23 protein-coding genes are annotated in these 21,529 nt (G+C 46.1%); 14 read left to right on the top strand and 9 right to left on the bottom strand.

Translation table 11 applies throughout. The features are described 5' to 3' along the window. Nucleotides 1-44: 44 nt before the first annotated feature. Nucleotides 45-287 (bottom strand): 4a-hydroxytetrahydrobiopterin dehydratase, encoded by a 243-nt coding sequence (locus tag KOD92_RS11040; protein ID WP_215233636.1) that lies wholly within the window; start codon nucleotides 285-287, stop codon nucleotides 45-47. A gap of 21 nt (nucleotides 288-308) precedes the next feature. Beyond that, nucleotides 309-737, bottom strand: coding sequence for a hypothetical protein (locus KOD92_RS11035; protein WP_215233635.1), 429 nt, complete (start codon nucleotides 735-737; stop codon nucleotides 309-311). Nucleotides 738-856: 119 nt separating this feature from the next. Between KOD92_RS11035 and KOD92_RS11030 the strand changes: the two genes are divergently transcribed. From KOD92_RS11030 to KOD92_RS11020, 3 genes are read left to right on the top strand one after another with little or no spacing between them, the layout of a single operon-like run. After that, nucleotides 857-1,285, top strand: coding sequence for an OsmC family protein (locus tag KOD92_RS11030; RefSeq protein ID WP_215233634.1), 429 nt, complete (start codon nucleotides 857-859; stop codon nucleotides 1,283-1,285). A gap of 30 nt (nucleotides 1,286-1,315) precedes the next feature. Next, on the top strand, nucleotides 1,316-2,137 hold the full coding sequence (locus tag KOD92_RS11025) for a thymidylate synthase (RefSeq protein WP_215233633.1): 822 nt from the start codon (nucleotides 1,316-1,318) through the stop codon (nucleotides 2,135-2,137). Between the two features lie 10 nt (nucleotides 2,138-2,147). Next, complete coding sequence (locus KOD92_RS11020; protein WP_215233632.1) at nucleotides 2,148-2,756, top strand: trimeric intracellular cation channel family protein; 609 nt, start codon at nucleotides 2,148-2,150, stop codon at nucleotides 2,754-2,756. An 11-nt stretch (nucleotides 2,757-2,767) separates the two neighbouring features. Here KOD92_RS11020 and KOD92_RS11015 read toward each other — a convergent pair whose 3' ends face one another. Beyond that, nucleotides 2,768-3,673 carry a DUF2911 domain-containing protein gene (locus KOD92_RS11015; protein ID WP_215233631.1) on the bottom strand — a complete coding sequence of 302 codons (906 nt, stop codon included), beginning with the start codon at nucleotides 3,671-3,673 and terminating at the stop codon, nucleotides 2,768-2,770. Nucleotides 3,674-3,745: 72 nt separating this feature from the next. Between KOD92_RS11015 and KOD92_RS11010 the strand changes: the two genes are divergently transcribed. Continuing rightward, nucleotides 3,746-4,285 carry an NUDIX hydrolase gene (locus KOD92_RS11010; RefSeq protein ID WP_215233630.1) on the top strand — a complete coding sequence of 180 codons (540 nt, stop codon included), beginning with the start codon at nucleotides 3,746-3,748 and terminating at the stop codon, nucleotides 4,283-4,285. On the opposite strand, the gene KOD92_RS11005 is transcribed toward KOD92_RS11010, so the two are convergent. The 6 genes from KOD92_RS11005 to KOD92_RS10980 form a co-directional block, all read right to left on the bottom strand. Beyond that, complete coding sequence (locus tag KOD92_RS11005) at nucleotides 4,272-5,936, bottom strand: S8 family peptidase (protein ID WP_215233629.1); 1,665 nt, start codon at nucleotides 5,934-5,936, stop codon at nucleotides 4,272-4,274. The two genes, KOD92_RS11010 and KOD92_RS11005, sit on opposite strands and share 14 nt — an antisense overlap. After that, nucleotides 5,933-6,607 (bottom strand): hypothetical protein, encoded by a 675-nt coding sequence (locus tag KOD92_RS11000; RefSeq protein WP_215233628.1) that lies wholly within the window; start codon nucleotides 6,605-6,607, stop codon nucleotides 5,933-5,935. Before KOD92_RS11000 ends, KOD92_RS11005 begins: the two co-directional genes overlap by 4 nt. A 17-nt stretch (nucleotides 6,608-6,624) precedes the next feature. Then, nucleotides 6,625-8,217 carry an FMN-binding glutamate synthase family protein gene (locus tag KOD92_RS10995; RefSeq protein ID WP_215233627.1) on the bottom strand — a complete coding sequence of 531 codons (1,593 nt, stop codon included), beginning with the start codon at nucleotides 8,215-8,217 and terminating at the stop codon, nucleotides 6,625-6,627. Nucleotides 8,218-8,227: 10 nt separating this feature from the next. Next, nucleotides 8,228-9,469, bottom strand: coding sequence for a 3-phosphoshikimate 1-carboxyvinyltransferase (locus KOD92_RS10990; RefSeq protein WP_215233626.1), 1,242 nt, complete (start codon nucleotides 9,467-9,469; stop codon nucleotides 8,228-8,230). A 51-nt stretch (nucleotides 9,470-9,520) separates the two neighbouring features. Then, complete coding sequence (locus tag KOD92_RS10985) at nucleotides 9,521-10,135, bottom strand: hypothetical protein (protein ID WP_215233625.1); 615 nt, start codon at nucleotides 10,133-10,135, stop codon at nucleotides 9,521-9,523. Between the two features lie 87 nt (nucleotides 10,136-10,222). Further along, nucleotides 10,223-10,846, bottom strand: coding sequence for a DUF502 domain-containing protein (locus KOD92_RS10980; RefSeq protein ID WP_215233624.1), 624 nt, complete (start codon nucleotides 10,844-10,846; stop codon nucleotides 10,223-10,225). Nucleotides 10,847-11,007: 161 nt separating this feature from the next. Here KOD92_RS10980 and KOD92_RS10975 point away from each other — a divergent pair, with 161 nt between their 5' ends. From KOD92_RS10975 to KOD92_RS10935, 10 genes are all read left to right on the top strand, one after another. Further along, on the top strand, nucleotides 11,008-12,087 hold the full coding sequence (locus tag KOD92_RS10975) for an Ldh family oxidoreductase (protein WP_215233623.1): 1,080 nt from the start codon (nucleotides 11,008-11,010) through the stop codon (nucleotides 12,085-12,087). 65 nt (nucleotides 12,088-12,152) lie between these two features. Next, nucleotides 12,153-13,190 (top strand): endolytic transglycosylase MltG, encoded by a 1,038-nt coding sequence (mltG, locus tag KOD92_RS10970; RefSeq protein WP_215233622.1) that lies wholly within the window; start codon nucleotides 12,153-12,155, stop codon nucleotides 13,188-13,190. 1 nt (nucleotide 13,191) lies between these two features. Further along, nucleotides 13,192-13,602, top strand: coding sequence for an acyl-CoA thioesterase (locus KOD92_RS10965; RefSeq protein ID WP_215233621.1), 411 nt, complete (start codon nucleotides 13,192-13,194; stop codon nucleotides 13,600-13,602). Nucleotides 13,603-13,608: 6 nt separating this feature from the next. Continuing rightward, the gene (locus tag KOD92_RS10960) at nucleotides 13,609-14,556 is read left to right on the top strand and encodes a YihY/virulence factor BrkB family protein (protein ID WP_229254630.1); all 948 of its coding nucleotides are present in this window, start codon (nucleotides 13,609-13,611) and stop codon (nucleotides 14,554-14,556) included. Between the two features lie 106 nt (nucleotides 14,557-14,662). Then, nucleotides 14,663-14,902: a glycosyltransferase family 2 protein gene (locus tag KOD92_RS27410; protein ID WP_229254629.1), complete on the top strand. Its 240-nt coding sequence runs from the start codon at nucleotides 14,663-14,665 to the stop codon at nucleotides 14,900-14,902. Further along, complete coding sequence (locus KOD92_RS10955) at nucleotides 14,793-15,656, top strand: glycosyltransferase (protein ID WP_229254628.1); 864 nt, start codon at nucleotides 14,793-14,795, stop codon at nucleotides 15,654-15,656. The genes KOD92_RS27410 and KOD92_RS10955 overlap by 110 nt, the downstream gene beginning before the upstream one ends. A gap of 32 nt (nucleotides 15,657-15,688) precedes the next feature. After that, on the top strand, nucleotides 15,689-16,315 hold the full coding sequence (locus KOD92_RS10950) for an L-threonylcarbamoyladenylate synthase (protein ID WP_215233620.1): 627 nt from the start codon (nucleotides 15,689-15,691) through the stop codon (nucleotides 16,313-16,315). A gap of 102 nt (nucleotides 16,316-16,417) precedes the next feature. Next, complete coding sequence (locus KOD92_RS10945; protein WP_229254627.1) at nucleotides 16,418-17,077, top strand: WbqC family protein; 660 nt, start codon at nucleotides 16,418-16,420, stop codon at nucleotides 17,075-17,077. A gap of 64 nt (nucleotides 17,078-17,141) precedes the next feature. Next, nucleotides 17,142-19,679 carry an ATP-dependent Clp protease ATP-binding subunit gene (locus KOD92_RS10940; protein WP_215233618.1) on the top strand — a complete coding sequence of 846 codons (2,538 nt, stop codon included), beginning with the start codon at nucleotides 17,142-17,144 and terminating at the stop codon, nucleotides 19,677-19,679. Nucleotides 19,680-19,841: 162 nt separating this feature from the next. Beyond that, a complete protein-coding gene (locus tag KOD92_RS10935) occupies nucleotides 19,842-21,521 on the top strand; it encodes a carboxylesterase family protein (RefSeq protein WP_215233617.1) in 1,680 nt (559 codons plus the stop codon). Nucleotides 21,522-21,529 lie beyond the last annotated feature (8 nt).

Here is a 21,529-nt window from a genome sequence, read left to right as displayed (position 1 = left end):
TAAAAATAGCCGGACAATCACTCGCGTGAAGCCGGCCGATCGGTTTATTTTCTTTTTTCAAAGATCGTGTCAATAGCTGCTGCCAGTTTTTGGTCTTTTTCGGTGACAATATCCCCTTCGCTGTGCGTATTCAGCTCGAAGCTCACTTTGTTGTAAGTATTGGTCCAAAAAGGGTGATGGTCCATTTCGTTGACTACCTCCGAAACCTCGGTCATGAATGCAAAAGCTTCCCGGAAATCCTTGAAAGTGAAGCTCTTGTTCAGCTTGTTATCTTTCTCAATCCACATAATCCTGTTGGTTTGTTGCTCTTAGTTTTTAGTAGCGTGGTACTCCACGAACTTGTCGGGCGCATTTCCTTTGATGCAGGTGATCGTTTCGATCACATACAGACTATTGCCCTTGAAATTCCCGGTGCCTTTCATGGATATTCTGCCGCAACCATCCTCGCCGGTCCCTCTGTCGAAACTGAACTCCATTCCATTCATTTCCAGCTGCTTAATGTGGTTAAAAGGCGTGACTTCTTCGAGATTATATTGCTTGTCCGTCACTTTACTTACCTTGATCGTGACAGCCAGCGAATCCTTTTTTGACTTGTTAAAAAACTTGTACCCCTGGTAGGTCCCGCTCGGCTCACTGTCTGCATTGAGCCTTTCAGTTGGCTGTGTATTGTCGTCAGCTTTTTTGCAATTGACGAGCAAAAACAGCGAAAGCAGCATTGCTATGCAGGTTTTTAACATTTCATGGCGCGGTTAACACTTATTCAAACGAATATACGAGGATTATCGTTGTTTTTAAATGATCGGGTTAAACACCCGAATCGCATTTGATAAGTATATTTGCAGCTTTTAAAATTGTTATGAAAATAGAACTAGTCCGCGTCGATGATGCCTTCCATTTCGAAGGTTCGGGTTCATCAGAAGTAAAAGTACATACCGACGGTTCTCCTGAAATAGGAGGTAAAAACCAGGGTGTCAGACCTATGGAGCTGCTGCTCATGGGATTGGCCAGTTGCAGCGCGATCGATGTGGTCATGATCCTCAAAAAGCAGCGGCAGGATATTACCGACTTCCGCGTGACCGCCGATGGTGACCGGGAGCAGGAAGAAAATACCGAGCGCAAGCCTTTCCGCAAGATTCATTTGACTTTCAAATTTGCCGGTAATCAACTGGATGAGAAGAAAATAAACCGCGCGATCGGTCTTTCCATGGAAAAGTATTGCTCTGCCACCGCACAGCTTGAAGCACTTGCGACGATCACTTACGACGTGGAAATTGCAAACGTTTAACCCTCATTATTGACTTTTTATCACTGCCAGATGCAACAATACCACGACTTACTCCGCCATATCCTCGACCATGGAGTCCGCAAAACAGACCGCACCGGGACCGGAACGATCAGCGTTTTCGGCTATCAAATGCGGTTCAATCTGAAAGACGGATTTCCTTTGGTGACCACTAAAAAGGTGCATACCAAGTCGATTATCTATGAGCTGTTGTGGTTCTTGAAAGGGGATACCAATATTAAATACCTGACCGATCACGGCGTTTCGATCTGGAATGAGTGGGCGGATGAAAATGGCGATCTGGGGCCCGTTTATGGAAAGCAATGGAGAAGCTGGGAAGGTGCAGATGGAAAGTCGGTTGACCAGTTGCAGGAGGTTTTGAAACAACTGAAAAATACGCCGGATTCCCGCCGGATCATGGTTTCAGCGTGGAACCCGTCGGAATTGTCGAAAATGAAATTGCAACCTTGTCACGCATTGTTCCAGTTTTACGTGGCACCGCCTGATACGGAAAAAGGAGAAACGAAAGGGAAACTATCCTGCCAGCTTTACCAGCGCAGCGCGGATGTTTTTCTGGGCGTACCCTTTAATATTGCGAGTTATGCGTTGCTTACGATGATGATCGCGCAGGAATGCGACTTGGATCTGGGCGATTTTGTGTGGACGGGCGGGGATACCCACATTTACCTCAACCACCTTGAACAAGTAGAAACGCAGTTAAGCCGCGAGCCGCGTGCATTGCCGACAATGGCGATCAATCCTGACGTGAAAAGTGTACTGGATTTTGAATTTGAAGATTTTGAGCTTCGTGATTACAATCCGTGGCCAGGCATCAAGGCGCCGGTAGCAGTTTAGCATTTCAGAAATGAGTATTCAATACATTCTTGAAATCATCGGGACTTTTGCCTTTGCGATCTCCGGCGCATTGGCTGTGAAGGACTTACAAAATCCGGATTGGTTTGCGGCCTTATTTACCGCATTCATTTCCTCGATCGGCGGCGGAACTTTACGGGACATTCTGCTTGGCAGCTACCCGCTCGTCTGGATCAGCGACATTACCATTATCTACGCGATATTGGCTGGTGTGCTGGCTACTTTTGTATTCTTTAAGTTTCTGTTGAGATTAAGGAAAACGCTATTCCTTTTTGATACTTTCGGAATTGCTCTTTTTACGATTGTAGGAACTGAGAAAGCGCTCCATTTGGGAGTAAAACCTGAAATAGCGGTTATTATGGGCGTTTTCTCAGCTACTATGGGTGGCGTGATCCGGGATGTAATGACGAATGAAATCCCCATCATTTACAGAAAAGAAGTGAATGCAACCGCCTGTCTCGCAGGAGCTTGCAGTTATTTAATATTTAACGACCTGGGCATGGAGCGGAATACCGCATTTATCTCCGCTTCACTCGTGATCATCGTGATCAGGCTTCTCGCTGTAAAATTTGAATGGAGTATACCCCGGTTCTTTCGGTAAAAATCAGCAGGCTATTTCTTCTTTTTCTTGCTTTTTACGCTCGCTGTGGCTGTTTTTGGAGTCACTTTCGGTTGAATCGCCGCGATCGTTTTCTCAATTTCTCCTTTAAAGAAACCTGTAAAAGCCTGATCTGACGCAGTGCCGAGTGTCAATGCTTTCTGAGCTACCGGTAATGCCTCGTTGTGTTTCCCCAACTTAGCCAGTATTGAAGCTTTCAGCCACATATTGTAATACGATTCTTTGAGTCCGATCGCTTTGTCGGCCCAGGAAAGTGCCAGCGGCAGATCTTTTCCTTTTGTAAGTAAATAGCCCGCTGCGCCTTCCAAGGCAGCAGTATCCTCCGGCTTCTCAGCGATTATTTTATTGAGCGCATTCATCGTCAGCGTTTCCGTGCGAACCGCTACCGGCACAGGCACTTTTACCGAAGACCAGGATAGAATCATATAACCAGTGCTGTCGGTAACAGGCTCAATATCAATCTTGAATGCTTCATTGAACTCACCCGAAGTAGGCGCAACCTGAATACGGGCTACATCTTCGGATTCCTGGTAAGCCTCGGTTCCCTGGTCATATTTTTTGTTTAAAATCAATGTCCACGCAGCGCCAGACGGAATGGAAAGCAATGCATATTTCCCGGCAGGTACCGTTCTGCCGCCAAAGCTGAATTCTGTACTGGCTTCGAAGGTAGTGGGGCTATTTGCGCCTGTACGCCAAATCTGGTTGTACGGTGCCAGCGCAGAGCTATCGGCGAAAACTTTCCGCTTTTTGAGTGTTGGCCTGGAATATTTAACCGTAAAATCAGTCACACCGATAGTCTGCATAACCTGCGCGCCCTGGCTTGGAGCCGGCGTGCGCTGCCCGATTGCATAAGTGGTAAGCAAAACAGCAAGCGAAACAGTAAGTAAATGCTTTTTCATCCGAGTAAGGTGGTTTTGACGTGATATGTTAAACTTGCGGTGAATTTAGAATTAAAAAATCAGATAGCCTAGATGAAACGACACAGCTTGCTTGCACTCCTCGACGCGTACACACCCGAAAACGGAGAGGAGGAAAATATGTATTTGGACATGATTGAATTTATCAGAAAAAACCCGGATTGTTTCAAAAGAACCCTTTTAGAAGGACATATTACCGCATCTGGTTGGGTTTTATCGGCTGATAAAAAGTCGGTACTGTTGATGCATCACTTCAAACTGAACCGCTGGTTCCAGCCCGGCGGACATTGCGACGGAGATCCTGACGTGAAAAGTGTTGCGCTTAAAGAAGTGTGGGAGGAAACGGGAATCAAGGATCTGATTTTAGCCAAAGAAGGAATTTTCGATATTGATATTCATACAATACCTGCCCGGAAAGACATTCCCGAGCATTTGCATTACGACGTAAGATTTGCATTCCAATCTGATAAGGATCAGCAGATTGCGGTCAATAGCGAATCTCTTGACGTAAAATGGATCCCGGTTTCGGAAGTAGCGAAGTACAATGATTCCGAGTCTATTATGCGAATGGTTAGGAAGACTATTTCTTTATAAACTTTAAAATACGCTCCTGATTATCAACTTGAATGCTGATGAGATACAAGCCTGCGGGAAGATCGCCGGCAAAAATGGTGTGGCTTTCAGTCAGTCGCTCATTTTTATCGTAGCGGGAAACACCATTGATCCCGAGCAAATTCAGTCGCGCATGCTTGCCGATTAATGCAGGAGGAATAGTGAGGGTAACATTGGAAGTGACCGGGTTAGGAGCCAATACAATTGCGCTAACGAGCTCTTTCTCAGTGCCAAGCGGAGTGAACTCATCGGCTATGATCTGCTCCGCTTTTACCGCGCTAGGCACGCCATAACCCAGCAAATTGTCCGGCGCAGCGGCCTGGTGACCTGATTTTTTGAGCACGTAAATAATCTGCTGGGCTGTCAGGCTCGGGTGCGCCTGCCAGAGTATTGCAGCAAGCCCGGCGATCAATGGAGATGAGAAGGAAGTACCGTTGCCGCTTGCCGCAGATCCTGAAATGGTACCGACCACAGTTCCTACGCCAACAGCTGCTAAATCTGGCTTTTGCTGGCCTGCCGCATTGGGCCCGATCGAACTCAGGGCTGCATAGCTGCGATCATAGTTGGAAGCGCCCACCGTAAGCACAGAATCCACGTCAGCCGGGGCAGTAATATAACGCCACGAATTATTGCCTTCGTTACCAGCCGAGTTCACGACCAGCATTCCGGTACGCGTCGCATAACGGGCCGCACGGCTGATAATGGTCGTTTTTCCGTCCATATCCTCGTAAGTGTAGTTATAGGCGTCACTCGCGAAATCATCATCAAATGAATAGTAGCCCAGCGAAGTATTGATCACATCCGCACCAAGACTATCCGCGCGCTCCGCTGCCAAAAGCCACGTAATCTCTTCGTAAGGAGATTCGCCAAAGTCATTTTCGGTGTGATACAATGCATAAGAAGCCTTGAATGCCGCGCCGATCATAGTGCCCGGCTGGTAGGCGGCCATTGTGGAAAGCACATTGATACCGTGAGAACCTGAATTGTAAACGTTGGTTTCACGGTTAAGGAAATCGTAAGTATCCAGGATCCTGTTCTCGGTGCGCAGCTGATTTAAAAAGCCCAGCGTATTTCCGTTTACAAAACCATTATCCATGACTGCAATCAGCATATTCTCGCCCTGAAAGCCTTTTTTATGTAACTCTGGGACTTCCATTAATGCGAGCTGGGCATTCATATTTCCGTAGTCCAGGTCTTCTGCTGCTTCGAACTTTTCATTCGTTTTCGCAACGCGCTGAATACCCGGAGATTTTTCGGAGACGTTAGCAACCGGCAGATTCAGTTCAATACCTTTAAAAAAAGCCAGTTTTTTGATCGCGTCGAGTTGCGTGGCCGAGGCTTCAACCAAAACCCCATTGAACCAGCGGGACGGAAAAATTAATTGGGCGCCGGTTTGTTTCAATGCAGTGATATAGGCAGGATTTACAGGCAAGTCGGCGTTTGTGACCGAGATATTTTGCCGCATTCTCCTTGCTACTGCTCTTTCGGAAAGGAAGTCTGCGGGCTTGTCGACGGAATAGGGCGAGCCGGCTTTGTCTTTAAAAAGCACGAGATACCGGGGGTTGCTTTGCGCAAATGCTGCATTTGAAATGGCAGCTATTATGAAAATGACAGTGAATAAAGATTTGCTCATTGTTTTCCGAATTTTTCAAGAATAAAAACTTCCTTCCAGCCCGATTCAATTACGCCTTTTCCAATGCAGTCGCCTGAATGACAGTACTGCAAGTTAAGCCGCTCGCGCATTACCAGTCCAACGTTTTCGGCATATATTTCAATATACTTATTTCGCGACAAAAGTGTTGAATCGTCTTGGCGGATAATCGTTACTGTTTTTGGATAATATTTGCCATTGATCTCCAACGGTCGATCTACATCCCGGGCAATGCTTTCGGAAACGTTTGAGCTGTTGTAAGTGCTACCATCCCATTTTAAACCTTCTGTTAATGGAAAATACATTTTGGCAATAGGTTTACCATTTTCCTGTTCAAATGCCTGATTTACATTTGTCCAAGCCGCGCTTACAGAATCGGTTTTCCATTCATTTGCTGCATTTCTTGTACTGAAATGAATAGGATAAATGAGTTGACCGTCGGTATTCATGGCCTCGCCCAGTAGTCGGCGAACTTGTGAATCTGTTTTCTTAGTCGGCTGATTCTCAGAATAAACAGTTTTCTCAACCCTAAACTCAGAATAAGTGCCCGCTTCCAATGGGTAGTAGCTCTTTCCGGGCGAATCCGGCCCGGGGGTATGTTGGCAGGAGATAAATAGTAATAAGGAAAATAGTGTGGTAGTGGTTTTTAGCATGTGTATCTGGTTAAATATCAGGCGACTTTCTCTCCGGGAATATCGCGCCCGCCTAAATGCGGACATTCAAGCAAATCATGAATGCCTGAAAATGGCACGATGGTTTTGAGATATCCATAATTTTCGGCCAGTGTGATCGTCCGGTTGTGATCGCCCATTGAAATATCCACATCATTCATACCAAACTGGCACGGATGTTCATAACCCGATGCGTGTGTAATTTCAATGATCTCCTTGGCGAGCGTGGTCATATAATTCGCAAAACGCACGCTTTTCAATGCCGGATCAATACCCGATTCGAGCCACTTATTATTCGTAGTAATGCCGGTAGGGCAGCGGTTGGTGTGACAGATCTGCGCCTGAATGCAGCCGATCGACATCATTGCTTCTCTTGCTACATTGATCACATCCGCACCCATGGAAAACGCCATTACAGCCTGTGCAGGCAGTCCCAGTTTGCCGGAAGCAATAAAAGTGAGCTTATCATTCAGGTTTCTTTTCTGGAAAATTTTATAAACAGTACTAAAAGCAAATACCAGCGGAAGCGAAACATGGTCCGCAAACGAGGGCGGCGCTGCTCCGGTACCGCCTTCACCGCCATCAATAGCGATAAAATCAGGGCCTTTTCCCGTTTCCACCATCAAGTCGGCCAGCTCCTCCCACATTTCCGTTTTTCCTACCGCGGATTTAATACCGACTGGCAAGCCGGTTGCGGCGGCCATTTCTTCAATAAAATCGATCATTCCGCGCACATCCGAAAACGCGCTGTGGTAAGGGGGCGAAACAACGTCCACGCCCATGGGTACCTGTCTAATCTCTGCAATTTCCGCACTGATTTTGCTCGCCGGAAGTACGCCGCCTTTACCCGGTTTGGCCCCCTGCGACAATTTCAGTTCGATCATTCTGACAAATGGATTTTGGCTCGTCATTTTCACCAGTTTTTCCATCACAAAATTCCCTTCATGATCACGCACGCCGAAATAGGAGGTTCCCATATTGAATACCACGTCGGCTCCGTAACGGTGGTAAGGCGACAGCCCGCCTTCGCCTGTATTATGGTAATTTCCAAAACGAAAGGAGCCTTTGTTCAATGCTTCGACGGCCCTGGAAGATAGCGAACCGAAGCTCATCGCGCTCACATTAATGATCGAACGGGGCCGGTAAGGTCTTTTGCGGTTATGATATTGCCCGATCACTTTCGCCGCGGGAATCGTATAATGGTGCGGATCGTTGCCGTTTTTGACGTGGTGATTGTGGGTGGAATCGAGTCTTTTGGGCAGCATTGAAGGTTTTACGAGCACATAACCCGGCGCGTGCATGTCCTGATCAGTACCGAAACCCTGGTAGTTATTTTCTTTTTTGGCAGAAGCATAAATCCACGATCGCTGCCGGCGGTTGAATGGAAGTTCTTCTCGGTTATTGGCAACAATATACTGCCGAAGCTCGGGCCCGATCGTTTCGAGCATATAACGGAAATGCCCAACCAGCGGAAAGTTGTGCTGGATCGTATGTTTTCTCTGCAAAATATCCCTCAGCGCAATCAGGACGATCAATATCAATATATAAGCCCAGATAGGGATCGCGGCCAAAAACGAGAGGGTACTGTCCATGAAAGTGGTTTTAAATTTCTTTTTCTTCCCAGACAGTCACTTTGCTGAGGTCTTTCCAATAGCCGGGATAAGATTTTACAACTACACCGGGTTCTTCAATTCTAATCGGTGCTACCATTCCGGCCGGCGCAAATGCCATTGCCATGCGGTGGTCGTCGTAAGTGTGGATAGAAGGCAATTCAAGCGGTTGGAAATTGCTGATCCTGGAAACTTCATACAAATGGTCTTTCTCAATCTCCGTCAATTCTGCGCCCAGCTTTTTCAATTCCTGCTGCAATGCGAATACGCGGTCTGTTTCCTTGATCTTTAAACTTTCTATGCCCGTCATTGACAGGCGAATATCTTTCACTGCGCAACACACAGCAACGGTTTGAGCCAGATCGGGGCAATCAGTGAAATCCCAGCCAATGGATGCAGCTGCGGGTATTTTGGTTAGTAAAACTCCGCGGTCGGTAAATTCGCTCTCTACTCCCAAGTGCCTCATAATCTTCACAATAGCACTATCTCCTTGTAAAGAGTTTTGTTTCAATCCCAGCAATTCCACTTCTGCATTTTCAGATAACGCCACGATGCTGTACCAATAGCTCGCGCCTGACCAATCGGATTCGATGGCGTAAGGTTTTGGCTGGTATTTTAATGGGGGAACAGTAATGGTATTGGCTTGCCAGTCGGCTTTGTAATCAATACCAAAATACGCCATCTGGTTGAGCGTCATTTCAATATAGGGCCGCGAGCCAACTTCACCTTCGAGTTGAATAGTCAACCCGCTTGGCAGCTCGGGCGCGATCATCAGCAAAGCTGAAATGTACTGACTGCTCACGTCACCGCGCATAACGAGCTTGTGTTCACCTGAATAGTTGAAACCGTTCAGTTTCAACGGTGGGTAACCTTCCTCTTTCTGATATTCAATATCTGCACCCAAAATCCGCAATGCATCCACCAATATCCCGATCGGCCGCTCGCACATGCGCGGCGTACCTGTCATGATCTTGGTTTGATTGGTCACCGAGTAATAGGCAGTCAAAAACCGCATAGTAGTACCTGCGTCGATCACGTCGGCAACTTCGTCCTTTGAATCCAGTAAACGCATCATGGTTTGTGAATCCCTGGCTTCGGATACGTTGGAAAGTTCGCATTGAAATCCGGTCAATGCATTGATAATCAGCGCGCGGTTGCACTCACTTTTAGATGCTACCAGTTTGATTTCGGCTTTTACAGGTTGTTTCGGTGGGTAAACGACAATCGATTTCACTTTGAAAAGGTCAGATTTTGAGTTGGCAACGGGAATGCGCCGGTTAGTAACTTAATATGTTTCGAGTACTTTCAGCTTGTTACGACCATTGATTTTCAGAGAAGAAAATGTGAGCCTGTAACAGATATAGCCGGCGACGACCATGGAGCCGCCTACTACGAGCGAAGCAGTATCGGTGGTGAAACGTTTACCGTCTACGCCGCGGTTGAAAAAATCGGCACCCACAAAAAGCAGCCCTGCAAGCGGAAGGATAGGGGCCAGCTGAGATATAAAAGGAATGCGGCGCGACACTTTCATCAGGCGGATATCTTTCAATAAAATTTCCTGATAATCCATTCTTCCTACTGCTTCATTCAATATCCCGATCGTAAAGGAAGAGTCTGAAACACTGGCAATGGTTTCGTTGAAACGGATCGTTTCATTATGCATTCTAAACTTGATATTGTCGCCGGGAAAAAAGCGGTAGCGATGAAATCCGCCGATGGTCGGAGAGGCGTCGAGTACGAGGTATTTTTGTCCGGGGTTTGCGATAACCCTGTTCGAACCGCCTTGTTTGATAAACAATTCTTCACTGGAAAGGGCTTTCTGAGCTTCGTAATGGTCCTGCGACCAAGCTGTAAGATTCCCAAAAATTAACACAAAAAAGATAAGCAGCAGCTGTCTCATAGCACAAAATGAATGTTTCAAATATAGGGAATCATTCTCTTAAACGGGCAGATCTGTTGCAATGTTGCTGATTTTAGCCACGTCGGATCAGTCAGCTTCCGCCGTTTCTTCCTTGGGAACTTTAACCGAAACACCACCCGAAACGATCATTTTCATGACGTCGGTAGAAGGCGCATCGACTGGTACTACCAGGGCGGTAGGGACAATGAGGAGCTCGCCGGAAAGTGAATAGGAGAATGGCATATAAACTGCGACGTGATCTGAAATTTTGAGGTGGGTCAGATCATTTTGTGTGATGAAACCGATCTTTTTAATCTCAGCATCTTTGTAAATGGTGACCAGTACGGGTTGGTTGAATTTCTTTTTGTCACCGACAAATGCAAGTATGAGGTCTTTAATGGAATAGTAGATCAGGCTTACAAGCGGAATGCGGCGCATCAGCTTTTCAGTAAACTTGAAAAAGGACTGGGGAATGATCGTCGAAAACAGGAACCCAAGTAATATGATCCCGGAAAGGATGATCAGCACACCCAGCCCGGGCAGGTAAATGGACTGCTGATCGGAGATCGGAATGTCGATCCGGATAATATTATCGAGATATTCCACGCCACTCCAGATAATCAGCCCGGTGGCATAAAGCGGCGCAACGAGCACGAGCCCACGTATAAAATAGCTGATGATCCTTTTCAGGATCGAATTCTTAATTTCCATTTAGTTTGAAGCCTTTGCGGCGAAAAGGTAGGTAGTATGCGGACAGATACGGCGAATGAAATATTGGACGATGCCGATTGAATTTTGATATTTGCACCCCGACAGCAACTTTTAGCTGTAATCTCCGTAAAAATAAAGAGAAGTTCACTCATTTGACGTATATGTATCAGGCCAGTTATTTGAAACATTTTACAGAAGAAGTTTTTCGCGCAATCGGCTGTCCGGCCGAGGAAGCGGAACTGGCTTCGACCGTATTGATCAGCGCAGATCTTCGCGGCGTCGATTCGCACGGAATTGCGCGTTTGGCGGGTTATGTGCGGTTATATGACAATGGAAGGCTGAATTCCACGCCGCAGGTGAAGGTAGTTTATGAAACGCCAAGTACGGCGGTGGTTGACGGAGACCGCGGGTTGGGACTGGTAGTAGCGCCTCAGGCGATGGAAATTGCGATGGAAAAAGCGGAGAAAGTTGGTTCAGGCTGGGTTTCAGTGCGTAACTCGAATCACTTCGGGATTGCGGGATACCACGCGATGCTGGCGCTTCAAAGGGATATGATCGGTTGGACGATGACCAATGCGGCCCCGCTGGTCACGCCTACTTTTTCACTGGATAAATTACTGGGAACCAATCCAATAGCGGTGGCAGTTCCGGCGAACGAGGAGCCTGCATTTGTAGCAGATTTTGCTTCGACCGCTGTCGCTTACGGGAAGTTTGAGATATTGCAACGCAAAAATTTGCCAGCTCCACTAGGCTGGGCCCAGGATTCGGAAGGAAATCCTACGACGGATTCTAATGCTGTAAAAAGCGGCGGCGGGTTATTGCCGCTGGGTTCGGACAGAGAGCACGGAAGCCACAAAGGTTATGGTTTGGGTGCTATTATAGATATATTCTCGGGTGTGCTTTCGGGTGCAAATTTTGGCCCGTGGGTACCGCCTTTTGCTACGGCAGGGTTTATGTCGGCGCAGGAAGGAGTGGGGTTGGGTACGGGGCATTTCCTTGGCGCAATGCGGGTGGATGGTTTCAGGCCGGCCGATGATTTTAAGAAAGATATGGATAAATGGATCCGTGCATTCAGAGGCGCGCGGGCGGTGGAAGGAGAAAAAGTATTGATCCCGGGCGATCCTGAGCGGGAAATGGAGGCAGATCGAAGTGTGAATGGAATCCAATTGCTGGAACCTGTTGTTTTGTCGCTGGCCGAGCTGGCGAAAAGGTTCGGGATCCCATTTGAAGCTAATTTATAAACAAAAAGAAAACAGCAGAAGCCGGGCGCCGGGCGCCGACTGCCGAAGCTGACAGACTTATCACTATGTCGCGGAATTTCAAAGTAGGGTTATTTGTAACCATCGCCATTCTGGCCACCACATTTTCATTTTATTTCTGGCAGATATTCAAAACGCCGAATCTGCAAGTTGATAAGCAAACGAGTTTCGTATTGCTGATCCCGGAAGGCGGGACTTATCAATCTGTTTTGGATACGCTGAACAAGCACGATGTGATCAATGACCACATTTCATTCCGTTTCCTGGCAAAATTGCTGGACTATCCGGAGGAAGTGAAACCAGGCCGCTACGTGATCAAGCCCGGTAGCAGCAATTATACGGTAGTCAAAAAACTGAGCTCGGGAAACCAGGATGCGGTGAAGCTCACTTTCAATAATATCAGGCTGAAAGAAGATCTGATCAAACGCATTGGCAGCAGGTTTGAATTTGGAGAAGCCAATTTTCGCAAAGCATTGAACGATCCCGCAGTTTGTAACAAATACGGACTGGATACGCTCACGATCGTGTCTATGTTTTTACCCAATACCTATGAAATATTCTGGACAACGGGTACTGAGAAGTTTTTGGACAGAATGCATAGTGAATACAAGAAATTCTGGACGGATGAAAAGGTGGCGAAAGCAAAGGAAATCGGGCTTACACCAGTTCAGGTTTCTATTTTAGCTTCCATTGTCGAAGAGGAGCAAGCCAGGAAAGTGGACGAGCGTCCACGTGTGGCGGGTCTGTATCTCAACCGTTTAAAGGCTGAAATGCCGTTGCAGGCTGATCCTACTATCAAATTTGCATTGCAGGATTTTGCGATCAAACGGATATTGAATGGTCAGCTGATGATCCAGTCGCCTTACAATACCTATCTCAACACCGGCCTGCCTCCCGGCCCGATCCGTGTAGCCGATTTCAACTCGCTGGATGCAGTCCTGAATTACGATAAGCACGATTATATTTATATGTGTGCAAAAGCGGATTTGTCTGGTTACCACGCATTTGCGACCAATTATGATGACCATCTCAAGAACGCCCGTCTTTACCAGGCTGAATTGAACCGGCTTAAAATCCTGAAATAGCATGTTTGTTTATGAAGTAAAAGGCATTCGCGTCAGGTATGCTGACACGGATCAGATGGGGTATGTGTATTACGGAAATTATGCCCGGTACTACGAGATTGGCCGGGTGGAATCGCTGCGCAGCCTTGATTTTCATTACAAAGCAATGGAAGATGAGGGAGTTATGATGCCCGTTTACGAAAGTCACTTCCGCTATTTAAAACCTGCCCGCTACGACGATCTGCTGAGTATCCGCGTTACGATTCAGGATATGCCGGGTGTTCGGGTTCGTTTTTTTTATGAAATTCGAAACCAGGACGATATTTTACTCAACACAGGAGACACGACACTCGTTTTTCAAAGGCGCGATAACGGGAAGTTGTGTACAGCTCCGGAGAAGCTCAAAGCAAAGCTTCTTGCCTATTTTGAATAAGTAACTATGGAAAATATGCTTGAAAAACTGTTGCGAAACCGCCAAATCAAGCGACTTATTACGTGGTTACAGAAGTCGATGCTATGGAAGGGGACGGTATCACCTTACGAGATCATCCTGAACCTGGTACAGAGCAACCGAAAGTACGATATCGACCAGCGCGCTTCGGCTGTTGCTTACAGTCTCACACTAGCCGCATTCCCGGCCATTATCTTCCTTTTTACACTAATACCTTATATTCCAATCGAAAATCTGGATCAGCAGATCATGGAACTGTTGCGCGAAAATATGCCGCGCGGGATCTATGAGGACGCCGACCAGACGATCATGGATATTATCAGCAGGCCTCGCAGCGGCGTACTTTCTTTCGGTTTTATTTTCGCGATGATTGCTTCTACCAACGGTATGATGTCGCTGATGCGGTCATTTGATATGGTGTATGAAGACGACGAGATCAGGGGTTTTTTGCTGACACGCGGCATTGCTATCCTGCTTACTTTGCTGCTGATCCTGGTTTTGTGCGTGTCTGTGATTTTGCTGATCGTCGGTGACGCTGTGATGAACTTGCTTTCTGAATGGAATATCGTAATGGACAGCCTGCTACTGACCATGCTGAATGTGACGAGGTACCTGGTCAGTTTCGGTTCACTTATGCTGACGATTTCAATTATTTACCGGTTCGCGCCTTCTCACGGTCGTCAAACCGCTTTCTTGAATGTGGGGTCGATTATCGCTTCTGTTCTGATCCTCGCTTCTACTTACGGATTCTCGTTTTATCTCTCCAAATTCAGCTCGTATAACAAATTGTACGGCTCTATTGGTACGATGATCGCATTGATGATCTGGCTGTACCTGCTTGCATTTGTAATTATTTTGGGCTTCGAGATCAACGACAGCATCGCGACTGCGCGAAGGAGCAAAGGCTATTCAAGGCGTTCATCTGCCGTAAAATAACAAACTCCGTTGGTTGTTCGGATACTTACTAGTTTTGTCAGGAAAGGCGCAATTCATCAACAACTTCCGCGCCGTTGTGAGCTAGACAGCACATGTGCGTGTACAAATGAAACAATTGGAACTGCCACTGGTTACGGTAATCCTGACCGTATTTAATCAGGAAAAATATTTAGAGGAGACACTCAATTCGGTATTCAGCCAGACTTATCCTTCCTTACAGCTTATCGTTATTGATAATGCCAGTTCAGACGATTCTCTCCGCATTATCGATCGTTTTTACGAAAAAGGTCCTGCATTTCAACTCATCAAGAACCATAGAAATCTCGGCTTGTGCCGCGCGTTTTAACCAGGGTTTGCGCGTTGCGGAAGGGAAATATGTGATTGACCTTTCTGGCGACGATATCATGCTTGCTGACCGTATTGCAAAGCAGGTAACAGCTTTTGAGGCACTATCGGAGGAATATGCGGTTCTTTTTTCCAATGCTATTTATATTGATAAATCGGGCCACGAGCTGAATTACCATTATCCGGTTGACGAGTGGGGGAGAGCTTTAATGCCGGTACCTTCGGGCGATGTGTACAAAAAAGTGCTTGAAAATTATTTTATCTGCACGCCCACGATGATGATGCGCAGAGAGGCGCTGCATTTGCTTGGAGGTTATGATGAAGATCTGCTTTTTGAGGACTTCGATTTCTGGATCAGGTCGGCAGTTCGGTTTAAGTATCAGTATCAGGATGAGGTTTTAACCAAAAAAAGACTGCTGCCCGCTTCACTTTCCAGCCTGGTTTACCAAAAAAACAGCGGCTTGCTAAACTCCTATTATGCTGTCTGCAACAAAGCTTACGACTTGAACCGTGACCAGCAGGAATTTGATCTCCTGGCGGCACGTATTCGTACATTTATCCGCAAATGTTTGTACGCGCAGGAGTTTGAATTGGCAATGCGTTTTCGTCGTTTGCTGAATTACATCGAAAACCCAGGGTGGCAGACGGAGGTGATTATATTGTTGTGCAGATTACATCTTCCGGTCAATTTTGCTTACCGATTTTATATTAAAAACTTAAAAAAAGCATTTGGTCAGGAAGGATTTAGCTTTTAGCATTGTTAGTTAATAAAAAGTTACAAGTTCCTATGCCTGCTGAATTCATCAAAATATATCCCCAAAACCCCGACGAGCGTCGAATCAGACAAGTTGTTGATTGCCTGCGCGGGGGAGGATTGGTCATTTATCCAACTGACACGATCTATGGTCTCGGTTGTGATATCTACAATTCAAGAGCGGTTGAAAAGATCGCACGTATAAAAGGGATCAAGCCTCAGAAAAACGATTTTTCATTCATTTGCTACGATCTGAGCCACATTTCGGATTATGCAAGAGTTGGCAATACAGCTTTCAAAATGATGAAGCGCGTGCTGCCTGGTCCCTATACTTTCATTCTGGAAGCCACCAGTAACGTACCCAAGCTTTTAAATACAAACAAAAAGACGGTCGGTATCCGGGTACCCGACAATCTTATCCCAAGGCTGATCGTACGGGATCTTGGGAATCCGATTGTGACAACTTCTATCAAAGATGACGACGAAGTGATTGAGTATTCAACTGATCCTGAGCTGATCTACGAGAAATTCCAGCATCAGGTCGATATCGTTGTCGATGGCGGTTATGGTGGCAATATCCCTTCGACCATTGTGAAAGCGGATGCAGAGGAGTTCGAGGTAATCCGGGAAGGGTTGGGCGATATCAGTATTTTTTCGTGACCTGAATTGTAAAGATCCAAGCCGGTATTGAAGATTGCCGACTACGGAAAATAATTATTATAAATTTTTTGATAATATCGCTAGCCTTTAGCATATTTGGTAGTGTCGGAAATATCAGTGAATAGTGCGAAAACAAGTGCAGCGAGGATAGAATTACAGTATTTGCCCTGCCTGGAATACTTTACCTGCATTCTTCAGTACGACCGGATTTTAATTGATATCGAGGAAAGATATGTGAAGCAGACGTTCCGGAACCGGTGCAGTGTGCTTACTGCCAACAAAATCGATGTACTGACGGTCCCGGTGAAAGGATACGATGCAGTCGCCCCCACAAAAGATATATTGATCGATTACAACCAGGATTGGTTAAGACGCCACCTGGGCTGCCTGAAATCAGCATACGGAAAATCTCCGTTTTACGAATTTTACATATCTGAATTTACCCACACTTACGAAAAAAAGCCACGATTTCTGGCGGATTTGAATTATGAATTATTGACAATTTGTCTTAGATTGGTAGGAATCAAAAAGGAGATCAGGTACATTTTGTCAGGTGAACGGGAAGAAGAAAAGGGTGTCGATAACGTTATATCGCTCATAAACAACAAGAAAAGCCAAAATTCTTCGATTTACTATCAGCCACTACCTTATTATCAGACTTTTGGGAATGATTTTGTAGGTAATCTTAGCATAATTGATTTACTCTTTAACATGGGGCCGGAAGCAAAAAGTGTTTTGTTAAGATCCTGTAAATCTCGATAAAGCTATTTGAACAAAGAGAGCTCAAGTAGCGTTAATGACTTTAAACACTTTTTATTGCTACACGATGGAAGCAAAATTTTCGAATAGAGTGAAAGAAGTAATTTCTATGAGCCGGGAAGAAGCCCTCCGCCTTGGCCATGATTACATTGGAGCAGAACACTTATTACTAGGGATGATACGTGAGGGTGACGGTGTAGCGATTGGATTACTTAAAAAACTCGGCGTTTCGTTGGACGATGTACGTCAAACGATCGAGCAGGCAACCAAGGGTGCCGCAACAAATAATGTCAAGAATCTTCAAAATATACCTTTGACAAGGCAGTCGGAAAAAGTACTTAAAATCACTTATCTGGAAGCCAAAATTTTCAAAAGTACGCTGATTGGAACTGAACATTTATTGTTGTCGATCCTGCGGGATGAAGATAATGTAGGGACGCAGATCTTACATAAATTTAATGTTAACTACGAAGTCATTAAGGAAATGTTAGAATATCAATCATCTGGATCCAGACCTCATATGGGGCCGGAGACCGAGGACGGAGACGACGAAGCAAGAGGCGGAATGTTTGGAGGCGGCGGATCTTCATCCGGAAAAGAATCAAAAGGTGCAGAGAAATCGCGCACGCCAGTATTGGATAATTTCGGACGAGATTTGACTAAGATGGCCGAAGTCGGCAAGTTAGACCCTATTGTAGGTCGTGAAAAGGAAATCGAGCGCGTTGCGCAGATCCTTAGCCGTCGTAAAAAGAATAACCCCATTTTGATCGGTGAGCCGGGTGTAGGTAAAACTGCTATTGCAGAAGGACTTGCATTGCGGATCGTTCAGAAAAAAGTATCGCGTGTGCTTTTTGGCAAACGTGTTGTAACGCTGGATCTGGCTTCGCTGGTAGCAGGTACCAAATACCGCGGTCAGTTTGAAGAAAGAATGAAAGCGGTGATGAATGAATTGGAAAAGTCTCCGGACGTGATCCTTTTCATTGATGAGCTGCATACGATTGTCGGCGCAGGTGGCGCTTCCGGTTCGCTGGATGCTTCTAATATGTTCAAGCCGGCATTGTCACGCGGAGAAATCCAGTGTATCGGTGCTACCACCTTAGATGAATATCGCCAGTATATTGAGAAAGACGGTGCATTGGCACGTCGGTTCCAAATGGTAATGGTGGATGCGACTTCGATCGAAGAAACGATCCAGATCCTTGAAAACATCAAAGATAAGTACGAAGATCACCACCACGTAAATTACACGCCGGAATCGATCAGTACTGCTGTAAAACTTTCGGAAAGATATATTACCGACCGTTTCCTGCCGGATAAAGCGATTGACGTATTGGATGAAGTGGGCGCAAGAGTTCACATCAGCAATATCACGGTTCCGGAAGATATCTTGGTTCTGGAAGAGCAGATCGAAAATATCAAGCAGGAGAAAAATCGGGTTGTTAAAAGCCAGAAATACGAGGAAGCAGCTCAGCTTAGAGATCGTGAGAAAAAATTGATTGATCAGCTTGACCGTGCGAAACTTGCCTGGGAAGAAGAAACCAAACAGAAACGCTACACAGTTACCGAGCACAATGTGGCTGAGGTAGTGGCGATGATGACTGGTATCCCGGTAACAAACGTATCTATGGATGAAGGCAAGAAATTGCTGAATATGGCTGAGGAGCTGAAAAGCAAGGTTATCGGACAAGATCCGCCAATCGAAAAGCTTACCAAAGCGATCCAGCGTACCCGTGTCGGATTGAAAGATCCTAAAAAACCAATCGGTTCGTTCATCTTCCTTGGACCAACCGGTGTAGGTAAGACGGAGCTTGCGAAGGTATTGTCGACTTATTTGTTTGACAAAGACGATTCACTGGTTCGTATCGATATGAGCGAGTACATGGAGAAATTCAGCGTATCTCGTCTAGTCGGAGCGCCTCCGGGATATGTGGGCTACGAAGAAGGTGGTCAGCTGACTGAGAAAATCAGAAGAAAACCATATAGTGTCGTTCTTTTGGATGAGATCGAAAAGGCGCACCCTGATGTTTTCAATATCCTGTTACAAGTGTTGGACGATGGGATTCTGACGGACGGACTGGGAAGAAGGGTCGATTTCAGAAATACGATCATTATCATGACTTCCAATATCGGAGCGCGTGATTTGAAAGATTTCGGATCGGGTATCGGTTTCTCTACCAAAGCGAAATCTGAGAATCAGGATGAGATTATGAAAGGGACAATCCAAAGCGCCCTTCGTAAGGCATTCTCTCCTGAGTTCCTAAACCGTTTGGATGATGTGATCGTGTTCAACTCGCTACAACGTGAGGACCTGCACAGGATCATCGATATTTCTCTCGGCAAGTTGTTTAACCGTGTGAAAGGGTTGGGTTATGAAATCGAGCTGACTATTCCGGCCAAAGATTTTCTTTCTGAAAAAGGATACGATCCTCAGTATGGAGCCCGTCCTCTTAACCGAGCGATCCAGAAATACCTCGAAGATCCCGTAGCAGAGGAAATCCTTAAAGGTGACTTGCGTGAAGGCGACGTGCTGGTTGCGAACCACGAAGAAAACAGTGAGCAGCTCGTAATTACAGTAAGGAAAAAAGAAGAAGAATTGGCTAATTAAGCGGCTGATTAATAGTAAAATATAGAAGTGCAAAAAGGCAGGTCGAAAGATCTGCCTTTTTTGTTGACAAATATTAACACCGGCCTTTCAAAGCATTTGCCGGATTTCTGCGTTCACATGATGAATTCGTTTATATTTAACCAACAAATAATTAAATAGCAGATGAAGGTTCATTTTATAAAGGCTGTATTTCTTCTCATTTTCGGGTTAGTATCGACGATCTCTACTTTAAGTGCTCAAAAATATGCAAGTGGGCCGCAGGTGCTATCTTTCTTCTCCGATGCAGACGATACTGATCAGCCTTACGGACTATATCTTCCTCCCAATTACGATGAAAATAAAAAGTACCCGCTCGTAGTTATGCTGCACGGCGCAGGTTCTAATCACAGACTTGCATTGCGCCGGGTTTTCGGGAAAACCAACGGAGAAGATGAGACTGATGTAGAGGCAAGCCGGTCGTTTCCGAAATGGGACGATGTAGACTTTATCGTAGCGTCGGTTTATGCGCGCGGTACTGCGGGTTACCAGGGCATTCCCGAGCAGGATGTTTACGACATGCTGGATGATGTCAAAAAGCGATTCAAAATCGATGAAAATAAAACATACCTGACCGGTCTTTCGATGGGTGGTGGTGGAACGCTCTGGATTGGACTGACCCGACCTGATATCTGGGCAGCGATTGCGCCTGTTTGCCCTGCGCCGCCAGCTGGTACCTTTGACCTGGCAACTAATGCATTAAATTTCCCTATCCACTTTTTTCATGGCGATGCAGATCCGGTTGTACCTGTTGAAGGTACGCGCAAGTGGGTAAGTCATTTGCAGGATATTGGTGTGGAGGTAAGCTATAAAGAGTTTGTTGACGTGAAGCACGATAGCTGGGTGAGTGCCTACGATAATCAGTTCATATTCGAATGGTTCAGTCATGCGGAACGAGTTCCTTATCCCGATCGTGTGCGGTTTGTGAGCAAGCTTTACAAGTATAACAAGTCTTTTTGGGTGACTTTTGATAAAATTCAGCATGGTACATTGGCTGAGATCGATGCTAATCTGGCTAAGCCGAATGCGCTGGAAATCACGACCAAAAATCTGGACGCATTCACATTGAACCTAAAAAACCATCCGAAGTTCAAACCAGGGACATTGACTGTGAAGCTGGATGGAGTTACTCTATCAGTAAAGACCGACAGCACAGCTTCATTTTCAAAGAATGGCGGAACCTGGGCAGTCGCGCCTAATGCGGTTGCAACTGCTTCGGGTAAAAGGAAAGGAGCGGAGGGACCTATTCTCGACGCATTCTCTGCGCGGCACGTGTATGTGTACGGAACTGCCGACAATCCTTCACCGGAGGAACTGACGAAACGTCTGGAAATTGCAAATACTGCCGCGAACTGGTCCCAATACCGCGGACCGTTTTTGGGCAGGATCATGTTTTTCCCTCGTGTGCTGTCGGACAAGGAAGTGCGGCCCAGCGACGTGGAAAGCAGCAACCTGATACTTTTCGGTACAAAGGAAACTAACTCCTACATCGCAAAATTCGCCGACAAGCTTCCAATGCATTTGAGTCCGGCTGACAAAACGCACGGCCTGTTTTACGTTTTTCCAATGGATAAGCATTATGTTGCGGTCAATTCCGGCTTGCCGTGGTGGATCGGGACCGAAGATCAGGGTTATCCTTTTGTGCCAGTAATGCACCGCAAGTTATCTGAATACAAAGACTTCCTCTTATTTAAAGACAGCGCGAAAAACATCGTGACAGACGGCTATTTTACGCCTGAATGGAAGCTTCCTGAGGATATTAAGACAAAGCTGTCAGCCTCAGGTGCTGTGAATTTTACCAAATAGAAACATTA

The sequence above is a fragment of the Dyadobacter linearis genome (assembly GCF_907165045.1).
GTDB lineage: Bacteria > Bacteroidota > Bacteroidia > Cytophagales > Spirosomataceae > Dyadobacter > Dyadobacter linearis.
This window is presented reverse-complemented; position numbering and strand designations above follow the sequence as displayed.